This is a genomic window from Pedococcus sp. P5_B7, from assembly GCF_054049895.1.
Genome location: NZ_JBFULM010000001.1, coordinates 524,350 through 542,169 on the forward strand (window position 1 = coordinate 524,350; position 17,820 = coordinate 542,169).

The following is a 17,820-nucleotide window of genomic DNA, read 5'->3' on the forward strand; positions in this document are numbered from 1 at the left end:
GGCGTGCGTCGCCCACCGTCTTTCTCCATTCCCGCACTGCTGGCCAGCCATGCCCCACCGGACCGGCGAAGACCGCGTCCCGTGCCACCTGGGTGGCCAGAGGTGCGGAGCCGTCAGACCTTGGCGCTCTCGTGGGTGTACCGCGTGACGGCCGGGTTGGCGGCCTTCACCGCCTCCAGCCGGCGGTAGGCCTCACCCTGCGCAGGACGCGGGTCGGTCTCGCCCTTGTTCGGCCACAGCGACATGGCTCGCTCGGCCTGCGCGGTGATCGTCAGCGACGGGTTGACGCCGAGGTTCGCCGAGACGGCCGAGCCGTCGACGACGTGCAGGTCGGGGTAGCCCCAGACCCGCTGGTAGGCGTCGAGCACCCCACGCTCGGGACTCGACCCGATCGTCACCCCGCCGAGGAAGTGGGCGGTCAGGGGGATGTTGGCGATCTCGCTGACGCTGCTGCCCGCGAAGGCCCTCAGCCCGGTCGCCGCACTGAGCCGGACCGCCAGCGCCTTCATCGCCTCCTGACCGGCCGGGATGTAGGTGGGGTTGGGCTCGCCGTGCCCCTGGCGCGAGGTCAGGCCCCGCCCGCCGAAGAGCCCGCTCGTGCCGGTGACCTGCAGCGAGTTGTCGCGCGACTGCATGATCAGGCCGATCACGGTCCGCTCGCTCCAGCGGTACTGCGACAGCGAGCGGAGGAAGACCACCGGGTGCCGCACCACCTCGACGAGGAACTGGACGGGCCGCGGCAGCCCACCCCCGGGCACGAGGATCGTCGCGAGCAGACCCATCGCGTTGGAGCCCTTGCCGTACCTCACGTTCTCCACGTGGGTGTCGGCGTCGGGGTGGAACGACGACGTGATGGCGACCCCGTGCGAGAGGTCCTGGCCGGGCTTGACCTTCTCGAGCATCACGCCGTTGACGGCTTCGGAGTTGGTCCGGGTGAGGTGGCCGAGCCGGGCAGACAGGCGCGGCAGCACGCCCGTCTGGCGCATGGCGTGCAGGAGCTTCTGGGTGCCCCACGTCCCCGCCGCGAACACCACCTGGTCCGCAGTGACGGTATGCCGCGCCCGCCGGAACCACGCGCCGCTCGCCTCGTGCGTCACGGCATACCCACCACTGCGGCGCGGGGCGACGCGGACGACGGTGCGCATCGGCTCGATGGTGACCCCGAGCCTCTCGGCCAGGGCCAGGTAGTTCTTCACGAGGGTGTTCTTCGCACCCACCCGGCAGCCCACCATGCAGTTGCCACACTCGGTGCAGCCGGTGCGGTCGGGGCCGGCGCCCCCGAAGTAGGGGTCCGGCACGCGCTTGCCGGGCATGCCGTAGAAGACACCGGTCGGGGTCTTGCGGAAGGTGTCGCCGACCCCGAGGTCCTCGGCGGTCTGGCGCATGACGTCCTCGACGACGCCCTCGCACGGGGTGGTGACGACGCCGAGCATGGTCGAGGCGGTGTCGTAGTGGGGCGCCAGCTCCGACTGCCAGTCGGTGATGTCACCCCACTGGCGATCGGCGAAGAACGACGCCGGAGGCACGTAGAGGGTGTTGGCGTAGTTGAGCGAGCCGCCACCGACGCCCGCCCCGGCGAGGATCATCACGTCGGGCAGCCGGTGCACCCGTTGCACGCCAAAGCACTTCAGCTTGGGCGCCCACAGGTAGCTGCGCAGGTCCCACGACGCCTTGGCGAAGTCCTCGTCGCGGAACCGGCGGCCGGACTCGACGACGTGGACGCGATAGCCCTTCTCGGCCAGCCGCAGCGCCGTGACCGAGCCGCCGAACCCTGACCCGACGACCAGGACGTCGTAGTCGCTGCCCCTGCCGCCCGGACCCGCACCTGTCACGCGCGCCCCGCGGACTTCAGCACTCGGAGGGCGGCGGTCATCAGGCGGGTGTAGGTCTCCTCGCTCATCCCGGCGACCGGAGCGATGGGGAGGACGTACTGCGCGGTGACGTTCTGCGACTCGGTGTACTTGAGGATGCCCTCGCTGCCGTGCCGCCGGCCGACGCCGGACTGCTTCATGCCACCCATGGGGGACGCGACACTCCCCCACGCGGCGGCATACCCCTCGTTGACGTTGACGGTGCCGGCCTTGATGGCGGTCGCGATGCGGCGGCCGCGCGTGACGTCGCGGGTGTAGACCGAGGCGTTGAGGCCGTAGTCGGTGTCGTTGGCGAAGCGGATCGCCTCCTCGTCGCTGTGCACCCGGTAGATCGCGACAACCGGGCCGAACGTCTCGTCGTCGCGCAGCGCCATCGCGGCCGTCACGCCCTCGAGGACGGTGGGCTCGTAGAAGTAGGGGCCGACGTCGGGGCGCGCGCGTCCACCGGTGAGCACCCGAGCGCCCTTGGAGCGGGCGTCCTCGACGTGGGCCGAGACGCGCTCGAGCTGGAGGGCGGAGACCAGCGACCCCATGTCGGTGCCATAGGCGAGCTCGGCACCCAGGCTCATCTCCTCGACCGCCGCGACGAACCGCCGGGTGAACTCGTCGGCCACTGCGCCGTGCACGAGCAGCCGCTCGATCGAGATGCAGAGCTGGCCGGCCGACGAGAAGCAGGCCCGTACCGCACCCTCGACCGCCTTGTCGAGGTCGGCGTCGTCGGCGACGTACATCGAGTTCTTGCCGCCGAGCTCGAGGGAGTAGCCGACCAGGCGTCCCGCGACCGAGGTGGCGACGCGTCGCCCGGTGTCGGTCGAGCCGGTGTAGCAGACGTAGTCGGTCAGGTCGACGACCGCCTGACCCACCGAGGGCCCGTCGCCGAGGACGACCTGCAGCACCGACTCGGGGAGCCCCGCCTCGGTGAGCAGCTGCACCGCCTGCAGGGCGGTCAGGGACGCCTGGAGGTCCGGTCGCAGCACGACGGCGTTGCCCGCCATGAGCGCCGGGATGGCGTCGGTGATCGCGAGCGACAGCGGGTAGTTCCAGGGGCTGACGATGCCGACGACCCCTCGGGGGTGGTGGTGCACCGTGCTCTGGGTCAGCACCGGGAACAGCCCCGCGCGACGGCGCGGACGCAGGTATGCCGCGGCGGAGCGGGCGTAGTGTCGCGCCACGATCGCCACGTCGGCGACCTCTTCGAACGCCTGGCGGCGGGTCTTGCCCGACTCCAGCTGCACGATGTCGAGCAGCTCGACCTGCCGCTCCAGGACGAGGTCGTGGTAGCGCAGGAAGATCCGCTCGCGCAGCTCCATCGGCGTCCGCGCCCACTCGCGCTGGGCCGCTCGCGCGGCGTCCACCGCGACGACGACGTCCTCACGGGTCGACAGCGGCAGCGACCCGAGCGGTGCGCCGGTGAGCGGCGTGTGGCTGACGTGGTGCGCGGCCCGGGGCGCCGCCACCACCCGCCGGGCCAGCCGTCGGACCAGTGCCGGGTCCACGGCATACGTGGCGGTGGGGTCGGTCTCGGGGTCGGCGACGACGTCGTGAGCCATGCCTCGCAGCCTAGGTCCGGCGAGCGCTTCTTACCAGTAGTAAGTTAGCGACCTTCCCCACACCGCGGACCGACGGGCCCGTCAGCTGCGCTGGTAGGGGGCGACGACGACTTCGACCCGCTGGAACTCCTTGAGGTCGGAGTAGCCGGTGGTAGCCATGGCCCGGCGCAGCGCCCCGATCAGGTTGCTCTTGCCGTCCGCCGTGCGACCGGGACCGAAGAGGATCTGCTCGAGCGGCGCGAGCGCCCCGACCTCGACCCGCTCGCCTCGCGGCAGCTCGGGGTGGTGTGCCTCGGAGCCCCAGTGCAGCCCGCGGCCGGGAGCATCCGTCGCCCGGGCGAGCGCGGCGCCGAGCATGACGGCGTCGGCGCCACAGGCCACGGCCTTGACGATGTCGCCGCTGTCACCCATGCCGCCGTCGGCGATGACGTGGACGTAGCGGCCACCGGACTCGTCGAGGTAGTCGCGACGGGCGGCGGCGACGTCGGCGATGGCGCTGGCCATCGGGGCGTGGATGCCGAGGGTGCGACGGGTGGTGTGCGCCGCTCCCCCGCCGAACCCGACCAGCACCCCGGCGGCACCGGTGCGCATGAGGTGCAGGGCCGCCGTGTAGGACGCAGCGCCACCGACGATGACGGGCACGTCGAGCTCGTAGATGAAGCGCTTGAGGTTGAGCGGCTCGGCCCGGCCGGAGACGTGCTCGGCGCTGACGGTCGTGCCACGGATGACGAAGAGGTCGACCCCGGCGTCGACGACGGTCTTCCAGAACTGCTGGGTGCGCTGCGGGCTGAGCGCCCCGGCCGCGGTCACGCCGGCCTCGCGCACCTGGCGCAGCCGCTCGGTGATGAGCTCGGGCTGGATCTCGGCGGCGTAGATCTCCTGCATCCGCGCGGTGGCCAGCGCCGGGTCGAGGGTGGCGATCTCGGCCAGCAACGGCGTCGGGTCCTCGTAGCGGGTCCAGAGCCCCTCGAGGTCGAGCACCGGCAGGCCACCGAGCCGACCGAGGGCGATCGCGGACTCCGGCGACATCACCGAGTCCATCGGCGCGGCGATGACGGGGATGTCGAAGTGGTAGGCGTCGATCTGCCAGCCCACTGACACGTCCTCGGGGTCGCGGGTGCGGCGCGACGGCACCACGGCGATGTCGTCGAAGGAGTACGCGCGGCGACCGCGCTTGCCTCGGCCGATTTCGATCTCAGTCACCGCGCAAGGCTATCGGCAGCCGACGGGTGCGCCGCGCCATGGCCCACCGCATCGGCCCCCGCATCGGCCACCGCACGGGCCGCGCTCCAGCGCCCGGAAAGGGACGACGCCCCGTCGCCGGGTGAGGGGGGCGACCGGCGACGGGACGTCTTTGGATCGTCGCGACCGACCGCGGCCCGTCAGCGACGACGTTCAGAGGCACCCCTGCTGGGGCGTGTGAACGTCCGTGTCGCAACCCTAGGTTGCGCGCTCGCGGGGCGACTCACCCAGATTGCGTATGCCGGTCTGGACGGCTTCCAGACTCCCGTCGCCGCGACGCGCGCGGGGCCGGCCGCGCGGCATACCGGCGGCGGTGACGAGCCGGACGGGCGGTCAGCGACCGCTGTAGTTGGGCGCCTCGACGGTCATCTGGATGTCGTGCGGGTGGCTCTCCTTGAGCCCCGCGGAGGTGATCCGCACGAACTTGCCGCGGGCCTTGAGCTCGGGGATGGTGGGTGCGCCGACGTAGAACATCGACTGCGCCAGGCCGCCGACGAGCTGGTGCACGACGTTGCCGAGCGGGCCGCGGTAAGCGACCTGGCCCTCGATGCCCTCGGGCACGATCTTGTCGTCACTGGCGACGTCGGCCTGGAAGTAACGGTCCTTCGAGAAGGACTTCTTGCCGCGCGAGGCCATCGCGCCGAGCGACCCCATGCCGCGGTAGGACTTGAACTGCTTGCCGTTGACGAAGATGAGCTCGCCCGGGGACTCCTCGCAGCCAGCCAGCAGCGAGCCGAGCATGACCGTGTCGGCCCCGGCGACGATCGCCTTGGCGATGTCACCGGAGTACTGGAGGCCGCCGTCACCGATGACCGGGACCCCGGCCTTGCGGCAGGCGAGTGAGGCGTCGTAGATAGCCGTCACCTGCGGCACGCCGACCCCGGCGACCACGCGGGTCGTGCAGATCGAGCCCGGGCCGACGCCGACCTTGACGGCGTCGACGCCAGCGTCGACGAGGGCCTGCGCGCCGGCGCGGGTGGCGACGTTGCCGCCGATCACCTGGACGTGGCGCGTGGCCGGGTCGGTCTTGAGGCGGCGGACCATGTCGAGCATCAGCCGGGCGTGGCCGTTGGCGGTGTCGGCGACGAGGACGTCGACCCCGGCCTCGACGAGGGTGGTCGCCCGCTCCCACGCGTCGCCGAAGAAACCGATGGCGGCACCGACGAGCAGCCGGCCGTGGTCGTCCTTGCTGGCGTGGGGGAACTGCTCGGACTTCACGAAGTCCTTGACGGTGATGAGTCCGGCGAGGCGACCCTCGCCGTCGACCAGCGGCAGGCGCTCGCGCTTGTGCTGGCGCAGCAGGGCCGTGGCGTCCTCCCGCGAGATGCCGACCCGACCGGTCACGAGGGGCATCGGGGTCATCACGTCGCGCACCCGGGTGGTCGCCCACTCGGCGACCGGGGTGAAGCGCAGGTCGCGGTTGGTGATCACGCCGAGCAGGTGGTCGCCCTCGTCCACGACCGGGAGACCGGACACGCGGTACTCGCCACACCGACGGTCGAGGTCCTCGAGCGTGGCGTCGGGGCCGATCGTCACCGGGTTGCTGATCATGCCGGTCTGGGTCCGCTTCACGAGGTCGACCTGGTAGGCCTGGTCCTCGATCGAGAGGTTGCGATGCAGGATGCCGATGCCGCCCTGCCGGGCCATGGCGATGGCCATCCGCGACTCGGTGACGGTGTCCATGGCTGCCGAGACCAGCGGGATGCGCAGTGACAGCTCGCGGGTCAGCCGCGCGGTGGTGTCGACGTCGGAGGGGATCACGTCGGTCTCGCCGGGCAGCAGCAGGACGTCGTCGTAGGTGAGTCCGAGCTTGCCGAACGGGTCGTGCTCCTCGGGCTCAGGAGCGGCGGCCTCGGAGGGGGCGGGACCTGATGCAGGGGAAGGAGCGGACTCCTCCAGGCGGTGACGGTCGTCGAGGTCCACACCAAGGCTCATTGCCCAATCGTAACGGGCGCCACCACCGGCCCGTGACGACCCAGCGCACGACCCAACCCGAGCGGGCCACCGCCAGTCACGAGACCGGGGCCGGCTGCCCCGTCCAGCATCTGGGACAGCCCGCTTTGGTGTGAACGGCCTTGAACAAACCCTTACGTTACGGGCCTGTTTCCGCAGGTCACACGGCGGTAGCGTCCGAGACGTGCGGCATCGTGCCGCGGGGAGATGAGGACGACATGGCTGAGTTGTCACGGCTTCCGGGACCCATCGCCGACCTGTGGGATTGGCAGCTCGACGGGTCGTGTCGGCAGATCAACCCAGAGGTCTTCTTCCACCCCGAGGGTGAGCGTGGCCCGGCCCGCCGCTCGCGCGACTCGCAGGCCAAGGAAGTCTGTCTCGCCTGCCCGGTGCTCAAGCAGTGTCGCGAGCACGCCCTCCGGGTCCGCGAGCCCTACGGCGTGTGGGGCGCGATGACCGAGGACGAGCGTGAGGCGCACTACGCCGGCCACGCCGTCCCCGCCGCCAGCTGACCGACCTAGACTCGGCTGCGTGAGCAGCCCTGTCGACCTCCCCATCCGCGACGAGTCCATCCGGCTCGGCCAGCTCCTCAAGCTCGCCGGCGTGGTCGACGACGGCGCGATGGCGCGCTCGGTCATCGAGCTCGGCGAGGTGACCGTCGACGGCACCGTCGAGGTGCGACGCGGCGCGCAGGTGCGTCCCGGCCAGGTCGTGAGGTATGCCGGGGAGTCACTGCACGTCGTCGCCGGCGGCTGAGTGCCGCCGTCCCTTCACCTCAGGTCACTGGGCGACGAGCAGGGCGCGGAGCATGTCGCGGGTCTGGCTGCTGACCGCCCAGTTGTCCCGCGACTGCCAGTCCACCGAGAAGACGTCTGCGCAGTTGCTGCTCAGCTCGAGCATCCGCCCGTTCTGCATCCGCGCCTCGACGACGAACAGCGACGTCCCCGTGGTGCAGGTGCTCCCCGCCTGCGTCCTCGACCCGCCCCTGGCGAGGTCGGCGTTGAGCTGGGCCAGCTGGGGTGTGCCCATGACGTTGGTGCGGACCGCCCGGAACCGGGGAACGGCGGTCGCCACGGCCCGCGGGTGCAGGCAGGCGGTCGCGGCCACCAGCACCGTGCCGCGGGGCAGGCTCGGCGGGGCCACCCCCGGGGGAGCGAGCGACTTCCCCAGCACTGACGGGCAGCCGAGGAACCCGCTGTCGGTCGCGTCAGACCCCGAGTCGGCCAGCGCTCCCTGCTCGGCCAGGGCGGCGTAGTAGCTCGCGAGCGCCGGCCAGCCGTTGCAGGCCAGCCCCTCGTTCGCGTAGGTGCGCACCGCGCCGTCGGTGCCGAGCAGCAGCAACCGGAAAGCCGGCCCGGTCGGCAGGGCCGCGCACTCCGCACCGGTCGTGCGAGGCGCCAGCACGAGCGCGTCCACGGCGATGGGCACGCTCACCGGCGCATCGGGCGGCAGGGAGCCCGACCACACCGAGCCCTCGTCGGTCTGCGCGCACACCAGCACCGCCGAGACGGAGCGGCTCAGGGGCTCGGTCGTGACCGGCGGTGGGGTGGGCGGCGCGAGGGAGTCGCGGCAGGTCACGCCCGACGGCTTCGGGCTGGGAAGGGGGGTGACCCGGTCTGGGTCTCCCCCCGCAAGGAGGCCTCCGACGGTGACCGCCGCCACGAGGGCGACTCCCCCCAACGCCCAGCCGCGGGCGCCACGCCAGCGGGCGGCATACGGTCTGGTCTGTTCGAGGAGCCCGGCCACGGACGGGTCCTGTGGTGGCAGCGCGTCGAGCACCACCCGGAGGCGCTCTTCGTCGAGACCGAGCCGGCCACCGACCGTGTCGAGGGCGTGCAGCCGGTGTCGCCGGGCCGCGGCGACGTCGTCGTCGAGGGCCGCAGCGACCTGGCCGTCGGAGAGTCCGTCGAAGGTCCACAGCACCAGTGCCACTCGCTCGCGCGGCCCCAGCCCGGCCAGCGCACCCAGCACGTCGGCGCGCGACGGCGGGTCGGCCACGGGCGCGCGCTGCTCCGACCGACTGACCCGGACGTGGCGGCGCCGCAGGTAGGTCTCCACGAGCGCACGCCTGAGCTCGGCGTCGTACGAGCCCGCGCCGACGTGCGACAGGTGGCGCCACTGCGGCCAGCTGCGGGCGAGCGTGGTGCGCACCAGGTCCTCGGCGCCCCGGTCGTCCCCCACCAGCAGCCAGGCGGTCCGCAGCAGGTCGGCACCCCGGGCGACGACGTACTCGTCGAAGCTGGGGGGTTCGGCGAACCGGTCCGCCATGGCCACCTTCGTTCTGCGCCACCCCTGCACTGCCCGAATCGTATGCCGACCGCATCGTATGCCGCGCGGCACGGCCGCGGACCGGCCCCGATCTGCGCGGTCGCGGGGTTGGGCTTGCTATGCCGTGCCCCACCCTCAGGGGCACGGCATAGCGCGGCCAACCACAAGTCAGCGGGAGCATGGCGAAGGCCCGCCCCCGAACGGGGACGGGCCTTCGACGAGAGGTGCGTTGGTCAGTGACCGTGGCCGTGACCGTGGCCGCCACCGGCGGCCTCGTGCTCCTCTTCCTTCTTCTCCACGACGAGCGTGTCGGTGGTGAGCACCATCGACGCGATCGAGGCGGCGTTGACCAGGGCGGAGCGGGTGACCTTGACCGGGTCGATGACGCCGGCCTTGATGAGGTCGCCGTACTCGCCCGTCGCGGCGTTGAGGCCGTTGCCCGCGGTGAGCTCGCGCACCTTGGAGACGGCGACGTAGCCCTCCATGCCGGCGTTCTCGGCGATCCAGCGCAGCGGCTCGGCCGAGGCCTTCTTGACGATCAGCGCACCGGTCGCCTCGTCGCCCTCGAGGTCGAGGTCGTCGATGACGGTGGAGGCGTGGACGAGGGCGGAGCCGCCACCGGCGACGATGCCCTCCTCGATGGCCGCGCGGGTCGCCGAGATGGCGTCCTCGATGCGGTGCTTCTTCTCCTTGAGCTCCACCTCGGTGTGGGCGCCCACCTTGATGACGCAGACGCCACCGGCGAGCTTGGCGAGGCGCTCCTGGAGCTTCTCGCGGTCCCAGTCGGAGTCGGTGCGCTCGATCTCGGCCTTGATCTGGTTGACCCGGCCGGTGACGTCGTCGGAGTTGCCGCCGCCGTCGATGATCGTGGTGGTGTCCTTGGTGACGACGACGCGGCGGGCCTGGCCCAGCACGTCGAGGTCAGCCTGGTCGAGCTTGAGGCCGACCTCCTCGGAGATGACCTGGCCACCCGTGAGGGTCGCCATGTCCTGGAGCATCGCCTTGCGACGGTCGCCGAAGCCCGGAGCCTTGACCGCGACGACGTTGAACGTGCCACGGATCTTGTTGACGACCAGGGTCGACAGCGCCTCGCCGTCGATGTCCTCGGCGATGATCAGCAGGGGCTTGCCGGTCTTGACGACCTTCTCCAGCACCGGGAGGACATCGGCGATGGCCGAGATCTTGCCCTGGTTGATGAGGATGTAGGCGTCCTCGACCACGGCCTCCATGCGCTCGGCATCGGAGACGAAGTAGGGCGAGATGTAGCCCTTGTCGAACTGCATGCCCTCGGTGAACTCGAGCTCGGTCGTCGCGGTCGAGGACTCCTCGACCGTGATGACGCCGTCCTTGCCGACCTTGTCGAACGCGTCGGCGATGGTCGACCCGATGGTCTCGTCCTGGGCGGAGAGCGACGCGACCTGGGCGATCTCGTCCTTGCCCTCGATCTCGCGAGCGTTCTCGAGCAGCCGGGCGTTGACGGCCTGGACGGCTGCGTCGATGCCGCGCTTCAGGCTGGCCGGGGCGGCGCCTGCAGCAACGTTGCGCAGGCCCTCCTTGACCATGGCCTGGGCGAGCACGGTCGCGGTGGTGGTGCCGTCACCCGCGACGTCGTTCGTCTTGGTGGCGACCTCCTTCGCGAGCTGGGCGCCGAGGTTCTCGTAGGGGTCCTCGAGCTCGATCTCCCGCGCGATGGTCACGCCATCGTTGGTGATCGTGGGGGCGCCCCACTTCTTGTCGATGACGACGTTGCGGCCCTTCGGGCCGAGCGTCACCTTGACCGCGTTCGCGAGCGCGTCAACGCCGCGCTCCAGCGACTTGCGGGCGGAGTCGTTGAACTCCAGCGTCTTAGCCATGAAAATCCTTCTCTAGCAATCGGATTCAGCGGTGCAGTGAGATTCGGGCTGCCGTGACCTGAGCGTGAAGGGGACGTGCCCTGTATGCCGGGTAGCCGGCATACAGGGCACGTCACTCACAAGGTGCGGATGCTCAGCCGACGATGGCGAGGATGTCGCGAGCGGAGAGGATGAGGTACTCCTCGCCGCCGTGCTTGATCTCGGTGCCGCCGTACTTGCTGTAGATCACGCGGTCGCCGACGGTGACGTCGAGCGGGACGCGGTTGCCGTTGTCGTCGATGCGGCCCGGGCCGATCGCGAGGACCTCGCCCTCCTGGGGCTTCTCCTTCGCGGTGTCCGGGATGACGAGGCCAGACGCGGTGGTCTGCTCGGCCTCGACGGACTTGACGACGATGCGGTCTTCGAGCGGCTTGATGGAAACCGACACGGTGAGGACCTCCCCTTCGGGAATGTCGAAGTTGGACAGTGGTGGGTGGAGCTGGGTGCTGCCGATCCGGTCGCCGTCGCGGGGGTCGACCGGCTGGCTGCGTTAGCACTCGGCGAACCGGAGTGCCAACGCAAATCTAGGCTCGCGGTTAGCACTCGGTCAACTCGAGTGCCAGAACTGGACGGCGCGTTCGCCGAGGGCGGACGGCCGGGGCCAAATCCGCTGGCGCCGCGCACCCCTGAGCGGGCAGGGTCTGGTCGCATGACGACCTCCACCAGTGACCCCGCCGAGCTGCTGCGCGCCTACGACGAACAGCTGCGGCAGGAGGCCGAGGTGCCGTCCGCCATCACCGTCGACCGGCTCGGGCCACTGGTGCTCGCGACCTACCTGGGCGGACGTGGCTTCATCACCTACAAGAACTTGGAGGTCGACGGCCTACCGGCCGACGAGGACTCGGTCCGGCAACTCGTGGAGCAGGCGCTCGCCCACTACGAGGCGATGCCCGAGATCCAGCGGGTCGAGTGGAAGACCCGCGGCCACGACCACGCCCCCGGCCTGCACGAAGCGCTCGTCGCCCACGGCTTCGTCCCCGAGGAGCCCGAGTCGGTCATGATCGGCGAGGCCCGGCTCCTGGCCGTCGACGTCGACCTGCCCGACGGCGTCGTGGTGCGCAGGGTCACCGACGAGGACGAGGTCCGCGCCATGACGGCCATGCAGGGCGAGGTCTTCGGGGACGAGCCGGCCGAGCTCGGGGCCATGGTCGAGCAGATCCTGCACCGGCTCCGCACGCGCGACGACATGGAGATGTGGGTGGCCGAGCACGACGGCCGGATAGTCAGCGCCGGCCGCCTCGAACCCGTCGACGGCACCGAGTTCGCCGGGATCTGGGGTGGCGCGACGCGACCGGAGTATCGCGGGAAGGGCATCTACCGGGCCCTGACGGCGGCGCGGGCGCGGTCGGCCATCGGCTATGGCAAGCGCTACATCAACAGCGACTCGACCGAGTTCTCCCGGCCGATCCTGGAGCGGTCCGGACTCGTCAAGGTCTCGACGACGACTCCCTACGAGTGGCGCCGCGCCAGCTGAAACTGGGCACAACCAGAAGGCTCCGGCGTGCGTCTTACTGGATGACGGTTCCGTCGGAACCCACGTCACGACCGGGGGTCCCTCGTCATGAGCGGTCCGAGCGCGTTCCAGCCCGGTCCGGCCCAGGGCGAGTCCCAGCCCACGGTACGGGTGCCGGGACCCGCGACCTCGGCACGCGGCATACGCAACAATGCGCGACATGGATCTGGCCCTGCTGCGACGGCTGACCACCGGCGAAGGCTGGGGTCTGCTGCAGTCGCTCCCCCCGTATGAGGAGTCGGGAGCGCTGGCCCTGCAGCAGCGGCTGCGCGGCGCCGGCTTCGACCCGGACCTCGTGGCGGCCGCGCTCAACCAGGCGAGGCTGCGCGCCCGGGCCGTCGAGAAGTTCGGCGAGTTCGCCCGCGGCATGGTCCTGACGTCCGACGGGCTGGAGCAGGCCACCCGCCTCGGCGTCGCCGCGCAGCACGCCCAGCGCTACCGCGCCGCCGGCATCCACACCGTCCACGACCTCGGCTGCGGCATCGGCGCCGACGCGATGGCGATGGCCGGGCTCGACCTGAGGGTTCGTGCGATCGACGCCGACGAGCTGACGGCCGGCATCGCGGCGGTCAACCTGCGGCACTGGCCCGACTCGACCGCGCAGCAGGGCGTCGTCGAGGAGTTCACCGCCCCGGCCGGCGAGGGTGGTCGCGGTGTCGGCGCCTGGCTCGACCCGGCCCGACGCACCCCCGGGATCGCCGACGCCAAGGGTCGCACCCGGCGGATCTTCAACCTCGCGGAGATCTCCCCGAGCTGGACCACCGTGCAGGAGGTCGCCCGAGCCCTCCCTGCGACCGGCGCCAAGCTCAGCCCCGCCTTCCCGCACGCCGCGCTCCCCCCGGGGGCCGAGGCGCAGTGGACCTCGTGGGAGGGCGATGTCGTCGAGTGCGCGCTCTGGTGGGGCCCGCTGGTCCGGACTGCCGGGCGCAGCGCGGCCCTGCTGCGCGCCACTGGTCCCGCCGTGGTGGTCACCGAGGCCGACACCGACGGCGACGCCCCACCGCTGGTCAACCTCGCCGACCTCGGCGGCTGGCTCTACGAACCCGACAAGGCCGTGCTCCGGGCCGGCCTGGTCGGCGCCCTGACCGCCGCGACCGACGGGGCCGAGCTCGATGCCGGGGTCGGCTACGTCGGGTCGAGTCGGTCCGTGGACGTGCCCTTCGCCAAGCGGTATGCCGTGGTTGAGGCGATGCCCTTCAACGTCAAGGCGCTGCGTGGCTGGCTGCGCGACCACGGGATCGACCGGCTGACCATCAAGAAGCGCGGCGTCAGCGTCGACGCCGACCTGCTCCGACGCCAGCTCCGGCTGCCGGCCAAGGGCCACCAGGAGGCGACGGTCGTCCTCACGCGGGTCCGCAGCAACCAGGTCGCGCTGATCGTGCACCCAGCCTGACCGCCGGTATCTCATGCAAAAGGCGAGTTAGCGCCGGTCGGGACGGCGCTAACTCGCCTTTTGCATGAGATAGCGCCGGGAGGGCTGGTCCCGTCAGCGGAACCGGAGGCAACAGAGGGCAAAGCGGGGCAAGTGGTGTCTGAATTGCCCCGGAGTTGGCCCTGCGCCGTGACCATCTCGTATCCTCAGCGGCGATGTCCTCCCCTCACTCCGCCGGTTACGGCCGCCACCGTGGCGCCAGCCCCCGACCCACGACCCTGTTGTCCCGGGTCTGGCGACGTCCGAGCCACCGCTCGGCCGTCAAGGGACTGGGCCTGGCTGCGTCGGCCCTCGGGGTGGCCACCGCCTTCGCGGCCCCCGCGCCGGGTGCGTCCTTCGAGCTGACCGCTGCCGAGGTGCAGCAGCAGCCCGTGGTCGCCCGCGCCGAAGCCGTGTCGGCCCCGGCCCGGGTCGCTGACTACGGCGTCATCGGGTTCACTGCCAAGGCCGCCGCCACGCCGAAGGCCAAGGCCACCGAGGCCGCCAAGAGCACCCGGACGACCACCGGCATCTCCCGCAACACCTCCCGTGTGGGCCTGGGCAACGTCGGCGGCATGACCCCGAACGCCATCGCCGTGATCAACGCCGTGAAGGCGCAGTTCCCCGGCTCCGGTCCGTTCGGTGGCTACCGTCCCGGCGACCCGCTCGACCACGGCACCGGTCACGCGGTCGACATCATGTGCAGCACGGCCGAGGGCAACGAGATCGCGAGCTTCCTGCAGGCGCACGCCGGCGAGCTCAACATCAAGTACCTCATCTGGCGCCAGCGCATCTGGTACCCCGGTGGCAGCTGGCAGGGCATGGAGGACCGCGGCAGCGCCACGGCCAACCACTACGACCACGTGCACGTCTCGGTCTTCTAGACCTTCCCCCTCACCGTTCTCCGCCGGACCTCGCTAGAGCTGGGGGTCGAGCTGGGCGCCTCGGTGGCGGACCGCGTCTGCCCCGGCCTGGCTCGCGGCCCTGATCGCCGCATCCCGGTCCGCTCCGCGTGCCAGCGCCGCGGCGAGGGCACCACAGAACGCATCGCCCGCGCCGGTCGTGTCGACGACGTCTGCCGCGTCGACCGGTATGCCGTCGTGCCGCTGGCCGTCCCAGCTGCAGCCTGCGGCGCCGAAGGTCACCAGCAGCGAGGTGGGCTGGGCGTCGCTGTCCGCGAGCTGGAGCGCCTCGTGCTCGTTGACCACCAACGGGTCGGCGAGGGCCGCCACGTCGTGCGGGAGGGCGGCATACGGGGCGGCGTTGATGACCACCCGTGCACCCGCGCCGTGCGCCCGGCGGGCGGCCGCGGCCACGGTCCGCACCGGCACCTCGAGCTGGAGGAGGAGCACGTCACCCGCGCCCAGGCCCGCCAGTGCGTCGGACAGGCCCTCCGGACCAACCTCCCCGTTGGCGCCGGGGATCACGACGATGGCGTTCTCACCCTCGTCGTCCACCGTGATCCAGGCCTGACCGGTCGGCGCGGTCGCGGTGGTGCGCACGGCCGAGACGTCGACCCCACGGGACCGGAGCCGCTCGACGTAGGCTCGCCCGCCCTCGTCGTCACCGACCGCGGCCACCATGGCGACGTCGGCGCCGGCTGCGGCAGCTGCGACGGCCTGGTTGCCACCCTTGCCGCCGGCAAACCGCTCCAGCGCGCCATCGGCGAGGATCGTCTCGCCCGGACCGGGATGGCGTTCGACGGCGGCGACGAGGTCGACGTTGAGGGAGCCCAGCACCACGACCCGGCCCATCAGCGCATCCCCCCGCCGACCGTGTCGAGCCAGAGCGTCGCGTAGCGCTGGGCGTCGACCTCGACACAGACGTCGATGGTCGACCGCGCCGGCCCGTGCGGGTCGTGGTCGAGTCCGGCGGACCAGTCGCGACGGTCGACGATCGTGCGACCCCGCGACCAGGTGCCGGCCAGCTCGACCCGCACCGGCAGGCGCTCGCGACGGACCCCGGCCGGCTCGAGCACGGCACACACCGCGCCCGCGTCGCCGATGGTGGCGTCGACGGTCCCGAACCGCTCGCACTGGAACGCGATCAGCCGACCCGCGAGGTCTGCGGCGTCGTGGCCCTCGGGGGCGGACAACCTTCGTGCGGTGTCCAGACCAACCCGCGGGGCGTAGAAGACGTCCAAGCCATACATCGTCACCTGGATGTCGAGGTCGGCACAGGCGTCGAGGACTACCGCAGCCGCCTCGGGGTCGTGGAACACGTTGAACTCCGCGGACGCCGTCGCGTTGCCGGTCTCGGCCGCCCCGCCCATGAAGACGATCTCGCGAATTCCCTTGGCAACACTGGGATAGGTGCGTAGGAGGAGGGAGATGTTGGTGAGGGGTGCGAGCGGGATGAGCGTGACTCGGCTGTCGGCGTCGCCTTCCGCCGCCTCCAGGAGCACGTCGCGCAAGAGCTCCACGGCGTGCCGCGGGTCGGGCTGCCGCTGCGACTTGGGCCAGTCGAGGTCGCCCATGCCGTCCTGCCCGTGGACGTGCCGGGCGTCGACGGGGTCCTCGAGGAGCGGGCGCTCGGCACCCCTGGCGACGGGCACGTCGCGGCGGTCGGCCGCGTCCAGGACGGTGAGCGTGTTGGCGACCACTGCGTCCACCGGGGCGTTGCCACCGACACAGGTCACGGCACGCAGGTCGAGGGCTGGGTGCAGCGCTGCGAGGAGCAACGCACACGCGTCGTCGACGCCGGTGTCGACGTCGAGGACGACGGGAATGGCCATACCGCGATCCTGCCAGAGCGGGCCGCGCGGCTCCGGTGCAGTTTCGTCGTGGCTTGGCCAGCGGGATAGGTTCGGGCCGTGACTGAGCACCCCGCCCGCCACACCCGAGTCCTCGGGGCCGCAGTGGCGGTGTTGGCCCTCACCACCACGGCCGCCTGCGACTCGGGCACCCCGGGGGCTGCCTCCACCACCGGCGCGAGCGCCTCCTCAGGCAGCTCCTCGCCGTCCTCGTCCTCCTCCACGTCCTCGTCGAGCTCCAGCTCGTCCTCATCCAGCTCCACGACCACCGCGGTGCCCACGTGCGGCGAGCAGCTGGCCGGCGCCATGACCCCGGCCCAGCGGGCCGGACAGCTCCTGATGGTCGGGCTGCAGCCCACCGGCAGCTCACGCGCCCTGGCCGCCCAGGTGAAGAAGCAGGGTCTGGGCGGGGTCATCTACCTCGGCGGGTGGTCCAACGGTGTGACGTCGATGGCCGCCATCTCCGACCGGCTCCAGTCCGCCGCCGAGGACGGCCTGCTCGTCGCCGCCGACCAGGAGGGTGGCCAGGTGCAGCAGCTGCGGGGGGCGGGGTTCACCCGGATGCCCTCCGCGCGCACGCAGGCCCAGTCGAGGGTCGACTCCGAGGAGAAGAACGTCGAGGCCTGGTCACGAGAACTCAAGAAGGCCGGCGTGAACATCAACCTGGCCCCGGTCAGCGACACCGTGCCCACCTCACTCGGAGCCGCCAACCAGCCCATCGGCCGCTACCGCCGAGACTTCGCCCCCGGCTCGCCCAAGACCAATGCGACGTATGCCGCGGCGTTCGTCCGCGGGACCCTCACCGCCGGCATCGCCCCGACCGTCAAGCACTTCCCCGGGCTCGGCCGGATCACCGGCAACACCGACGTGACCAGCAGCGGCATCACCGACCGGACCGCCGACACCGACGACCCCTACCTCGCGCCGTTCGCCGCCGGGATCGAGGCGGGTGCACCCCTCGTGATGGTCTCCTCCGCCTACTACCCGAAGCTCGACGCGGACCACCAGGCGATGTTCTCCAAGGCGATCATCACCGGGCTGCTGCGCGAACGGATGGGCTTTGACGGGGTGGTCATCACCGACGACGTGGGCGCGGCCAGGGCGGTCTCGGCGGTCCCGGTCGGTCAGCGCGCGACGAGGTTCATCGCGGCAGGCGGCGACATCGTGCTGACGGCACGGGCCTCGCAGGCGCCGACCATGCTCAAGGCCATCGCCGCCAAGCGGGCGGCCAGCCCGGCGTTCGCCGCTCAGGTCGACGCAGCCGCGGCTCGAGTCCTCGACCTGAAGGCCGACCTCGGCCTCGTGAAGTGCGGCTGACCCGCGCCAGCGACACCTCGAGACTCCCGGACGAATGCCATAGAAGGGTGT

At 71.6% G+C, this 17,820-nt stretch carries 15 protein-coding genes; 6 read left to right on the plus strand and 9 right to left on the minus strand.

What is annotated here, in order from left to right; all coding sequences use genetic code 11:
* Window positions 1-113: 113 nt before the first annotated feature.
* From ACXJKD_RS02385 to guaB, 4 genes are all read right to left on the minus strand, one after another.
* Window positions 114-1,832: a GMC oxidoreductase gene (locus ACXJKD_RS02385; protein WP_457252727.1), complete on the minus strand. Its 1,719-nt coding sequence runs from the start codon at window positions 1,830-1,832 to the stop codon at window positions 114-116.
* On the minus strand, window positions 1,829-3,421 hold the full coding sequence (locus tag ACXJKD_RS02390) for a succinic semialdehyde dehydrogenase (RefSeq protein WP_457252728.1): 1,593 nt from the start codon (window positions 3,419-3,421) through the stop codon (window positions 1,829-1,831). Before ACXJKD_RS02390 ends, ACXJKD_RS02385 begins: the two co-directional genes overlap by 4 nt.
* Before the next feature lie 81 nt (window positions 3,422-3,502).
* Window positions 3,503-4,624, minus strand: a complete 1,122-nt coding sequence (locus ACXJKD_RS02395; protein ID WP_056923048.1) for a GuaB3 family IMP dehydrogenase-related protein — start codon at window positions 4,622-4,624, stop codon at window positions 3,503-3,505.
* Window positions 4,625-4,996: 372 nt separating this feature from the next.
* On the minus strand, window positions 4,997-6,598 hold the full coding sequence (gene guaB, locus ACXJKD_RS02400; RefSeq protein WP_457252729.1) for an IMP dehydrogenase: 1,602 nt from the start codon (window positions 6,596-6,598) through the stop codon (window positions 4,997-4,999).
* A 236-nt stretch (window positions 6,599-6,834) separates the two neighbouring features.
* Between guaB and ACXJKD_RS02405 the strand changes: the two genes are divergently transcribed.
* The gene (locus ACXJKD_RS02405) at window positions 6,835-7,128 is read left to right on the plus strand and encodes a WhiB family transcriptional regulator (protein WP_457252730.1); all 294 of its coding nucleotides are present in this window, start codon (window positions 6,835-6,837) and stop codon (window positions 7,126-7,128) included.
* 19 nt (window positions 7,129-7,147) lie between these two features.
* On the plus strand, window positions 7,148-7,372 hold the full coding sequence (locus tag ACXJKD_RS02410; RefSeq protein WP_457252731.1) for an RNA-binding S4 domain-containing protein: 225 nt from the start codon (window positions 7,148-7,150) through the stop codon (window positions 7,370-7,372).
* A 24-nt stretch (window positions 7,373-7,396) separates the two neighbouring features.
* Here ACXJKD_RS02410 and ACXJKD_RS02415 read toward each other — a convergent pair whose 3' ends face one another.
* From ACXJKD_RS02415 to groES, 3 genes are all read right to left on the minus strand, one after another.
* On the minus strand, window positions 7,397-8,884 hold the full coding sequence (locus tag ACXJKD_RS02415; RefSeq protein ID WP_457252732.1) for a hypothetical protein: 1,488 nt from the start codon (window positions 8,882-8,884) through the stop codon (window positions 7,397-7,399).
* Window positions 8,885-9,117: 233 nt separating this feature from the next.
* Complete coding sequence (gene groL, locus ACXJKD_RS02420; protein WP_457252733.1) at window positions 9,118-10,737, minus strand: chaperonin GroEL; 1,620 nt, start codon at window positions 10,735-10,737, stop codon at window positions 9,118-9,120.
* A gap of 133 nt (window positions 10,738-10,870) precedes the next feature.
* Complete coding sequence (gene groES / locus ACXJKD_RS02425; RefSeq protein ID WP_056916628.1) at window positions 10,871-11,164, minus strand: co-chaperone GroES; 294 nt, start codon at window positions 11,162-11,164, stop codon at window positions 10,871-10,873.
* A gap of 261 nt (window positions 11,165-11,425) precedes the next feature.
* Here groES and ACXJKD_RS02430 point away from each other — a divergent pair, with 261 nt between their 5' ends.
* The 3 genes from ACXJKD_RS02430 (at window position 11,426) to ACXJKD_RS02440 (ending at window position 14,584) form a co-directional block, all read left to right on the plus strand.
* The gene (locus tag ACXJKD_RS02430; RefSeq protein ID WP_457252734.1) at window positions 11,426-12,250 is read left to right on the plus strand and encodes a GNAT family N-acetyltransferase; all 825 of its coding nucleotides are present in this window, start codon (window positions 11,426-11,428) and stop codon (window positions 12,248-12,250) included.
* A gap of 199 nt (window positions 12,251-12,449) precedes the next feature.
* On the plus strand, window positions 12,450-13,682 hold the full coding sequence (locus ACXJKD_RS02435) for a THUMP-like domain-containing protein (RefSeq protein ID WP_457252735.1): 1,233 nt from the start codon (window positions 12,450-12,452) through the stop codon (window positions 13,680-13,682).
* A 194-nt stretch (window positions 13,683-13,876) separates the two neighbouring features.
* Window positions 13,877-14,584 carry a hypothetical protein gene (locus ACXJKD_RS02440; protein WP_457252736.1) on the plus strand — a complete coding sequence of 236 codons (708 nt, stop codon included), beginning with the start codon at window positions 13,877-13,879 and terminating at the stop codon, window positions 14,582-14,584.
* A 33-nt stretch (window positions 14,585-14,617) separates the two neighbouring features.
* Here ACXJKD_RS02440 and ACXJKD_RS02445 read toward each other — a convergent pair whose 3' ends face one another.
* Window positions 14,618-15,454: a PfkB family carbohydrate kinase gene (locus tag ACXJKD_RS02445; protein ID WP_457252737.1), complete on the minus strand. Its 837-nt coding sequence runs from the start codon at window positions 15,452-15,454 to the stop codon at window positions 14,618-14,620.
* Entirely contained in the window at window positions 15,454-16,434 is a 981-nt protein-coding gene (locus tag ACXJKD_RS02450) for a nucleoside hydrolase (RefSeq protein WP_457252738.1), read from the minus strand. The genes ACXJKD_RS02445 and ACXJKD_RS02450 overlap by 1 nt, the downstream gene beginning before the upstream one ends.
* Window positions 16,435-16,512: 78 nt before the next feature.
* Between ACXJKD_RS02450 and ACXJKD_RS02455 the strand changes: the two genes are divergently transcribed.
* Window positions 16,513-17,769, plus strand: coding sequence for a glycoside hydrolase family 3 N-terminal domain-containing protein (locus tag ACXJKD_RS02455; protein ID WP_457252739.1), 1,257 nt, complete (start codon window positions 16,513-16,515; stop codon window positions 17,767-17,769).
* Window positions 17,770-17,820 lie beyond the last annotated feature (51 nt).

Excerpts from the sequence above, each read along its gene's own strand:
- ACXJKD_RS02390 (WP_457252728.1), bottom strand. The coding sequence starts at position 3,421 with ATGGCTCACGACGTCGTCGCCGACCCCGAGACCGACCCCACCGCCACG.
- guaB (WP_457252729.1), bottom strand. The coding sequence starts at position 6,598 with ATGAGCCTTGGTGTGGACCTCGACGACCGTCACCGCCTGGAGGAGTCC.
- ACXJKD_RS02405 (WP_457252730.1), top strand. The coding sequence starts at position 6,835 with ATGGCTGAGTTGTCACGGCTTCCGGGACCCATCGCCGACCTGTGGGAT.
- ACXJKD_RS02415 (WP_457252732.1), bottom strand. The coding sequence starts at position 8,884 with ATGGCGGACCGGTTCGCCGAACCCCCCAGCTTCGACGAGTACGTCGTC.
- groL (WP_457252733.1), bottom strand. The coding sequence starts at position 10,737 with ATGGCTAAGACGCTGGAGTTCAACGACTCCGCCCGCAAGTCGCTGGAG.
- ACXJKD_RS02430 (WP_457252734.1), top strand. The coding sequence starts at position 11,426 with ATGACGACCTCCACCAGTGACCCCGCCGAGCTGCTGCGCGCCTACGAC.
- ACXJKD_RS02435 (WP_457252735.1), top strand. The coding sequence starts at position 12,450 with ATGGATCTGGCCCTGCTGCGACGGCTGACCACCGGCGAAGGCTGGGGT.
- ACXJKD_RS02440 (WP_457252736.1), top strand. The coding sequence starts at position 13,877 with ATGTCCTCCCCTCACTCCGCCGGTTACGGCCGCCACCGTGGCGCCAGC.
- ACXJKD_RS02445 (WP_457252737.1), bottom strand. The coding sequence starts at position 15,454 with ATGGGCCGGGTCGTGGTGCTGGGCTCCCTCAACGTCGACCTCGTCGCC.
- ACXJKD_RS02450 (WP_457252738.1), bottom strand. The coding sequence starts at position 16,434 with ATGGCCATTCCCGTCGTCCTCGACGTCGACACCGGCGTCGACGACGCG.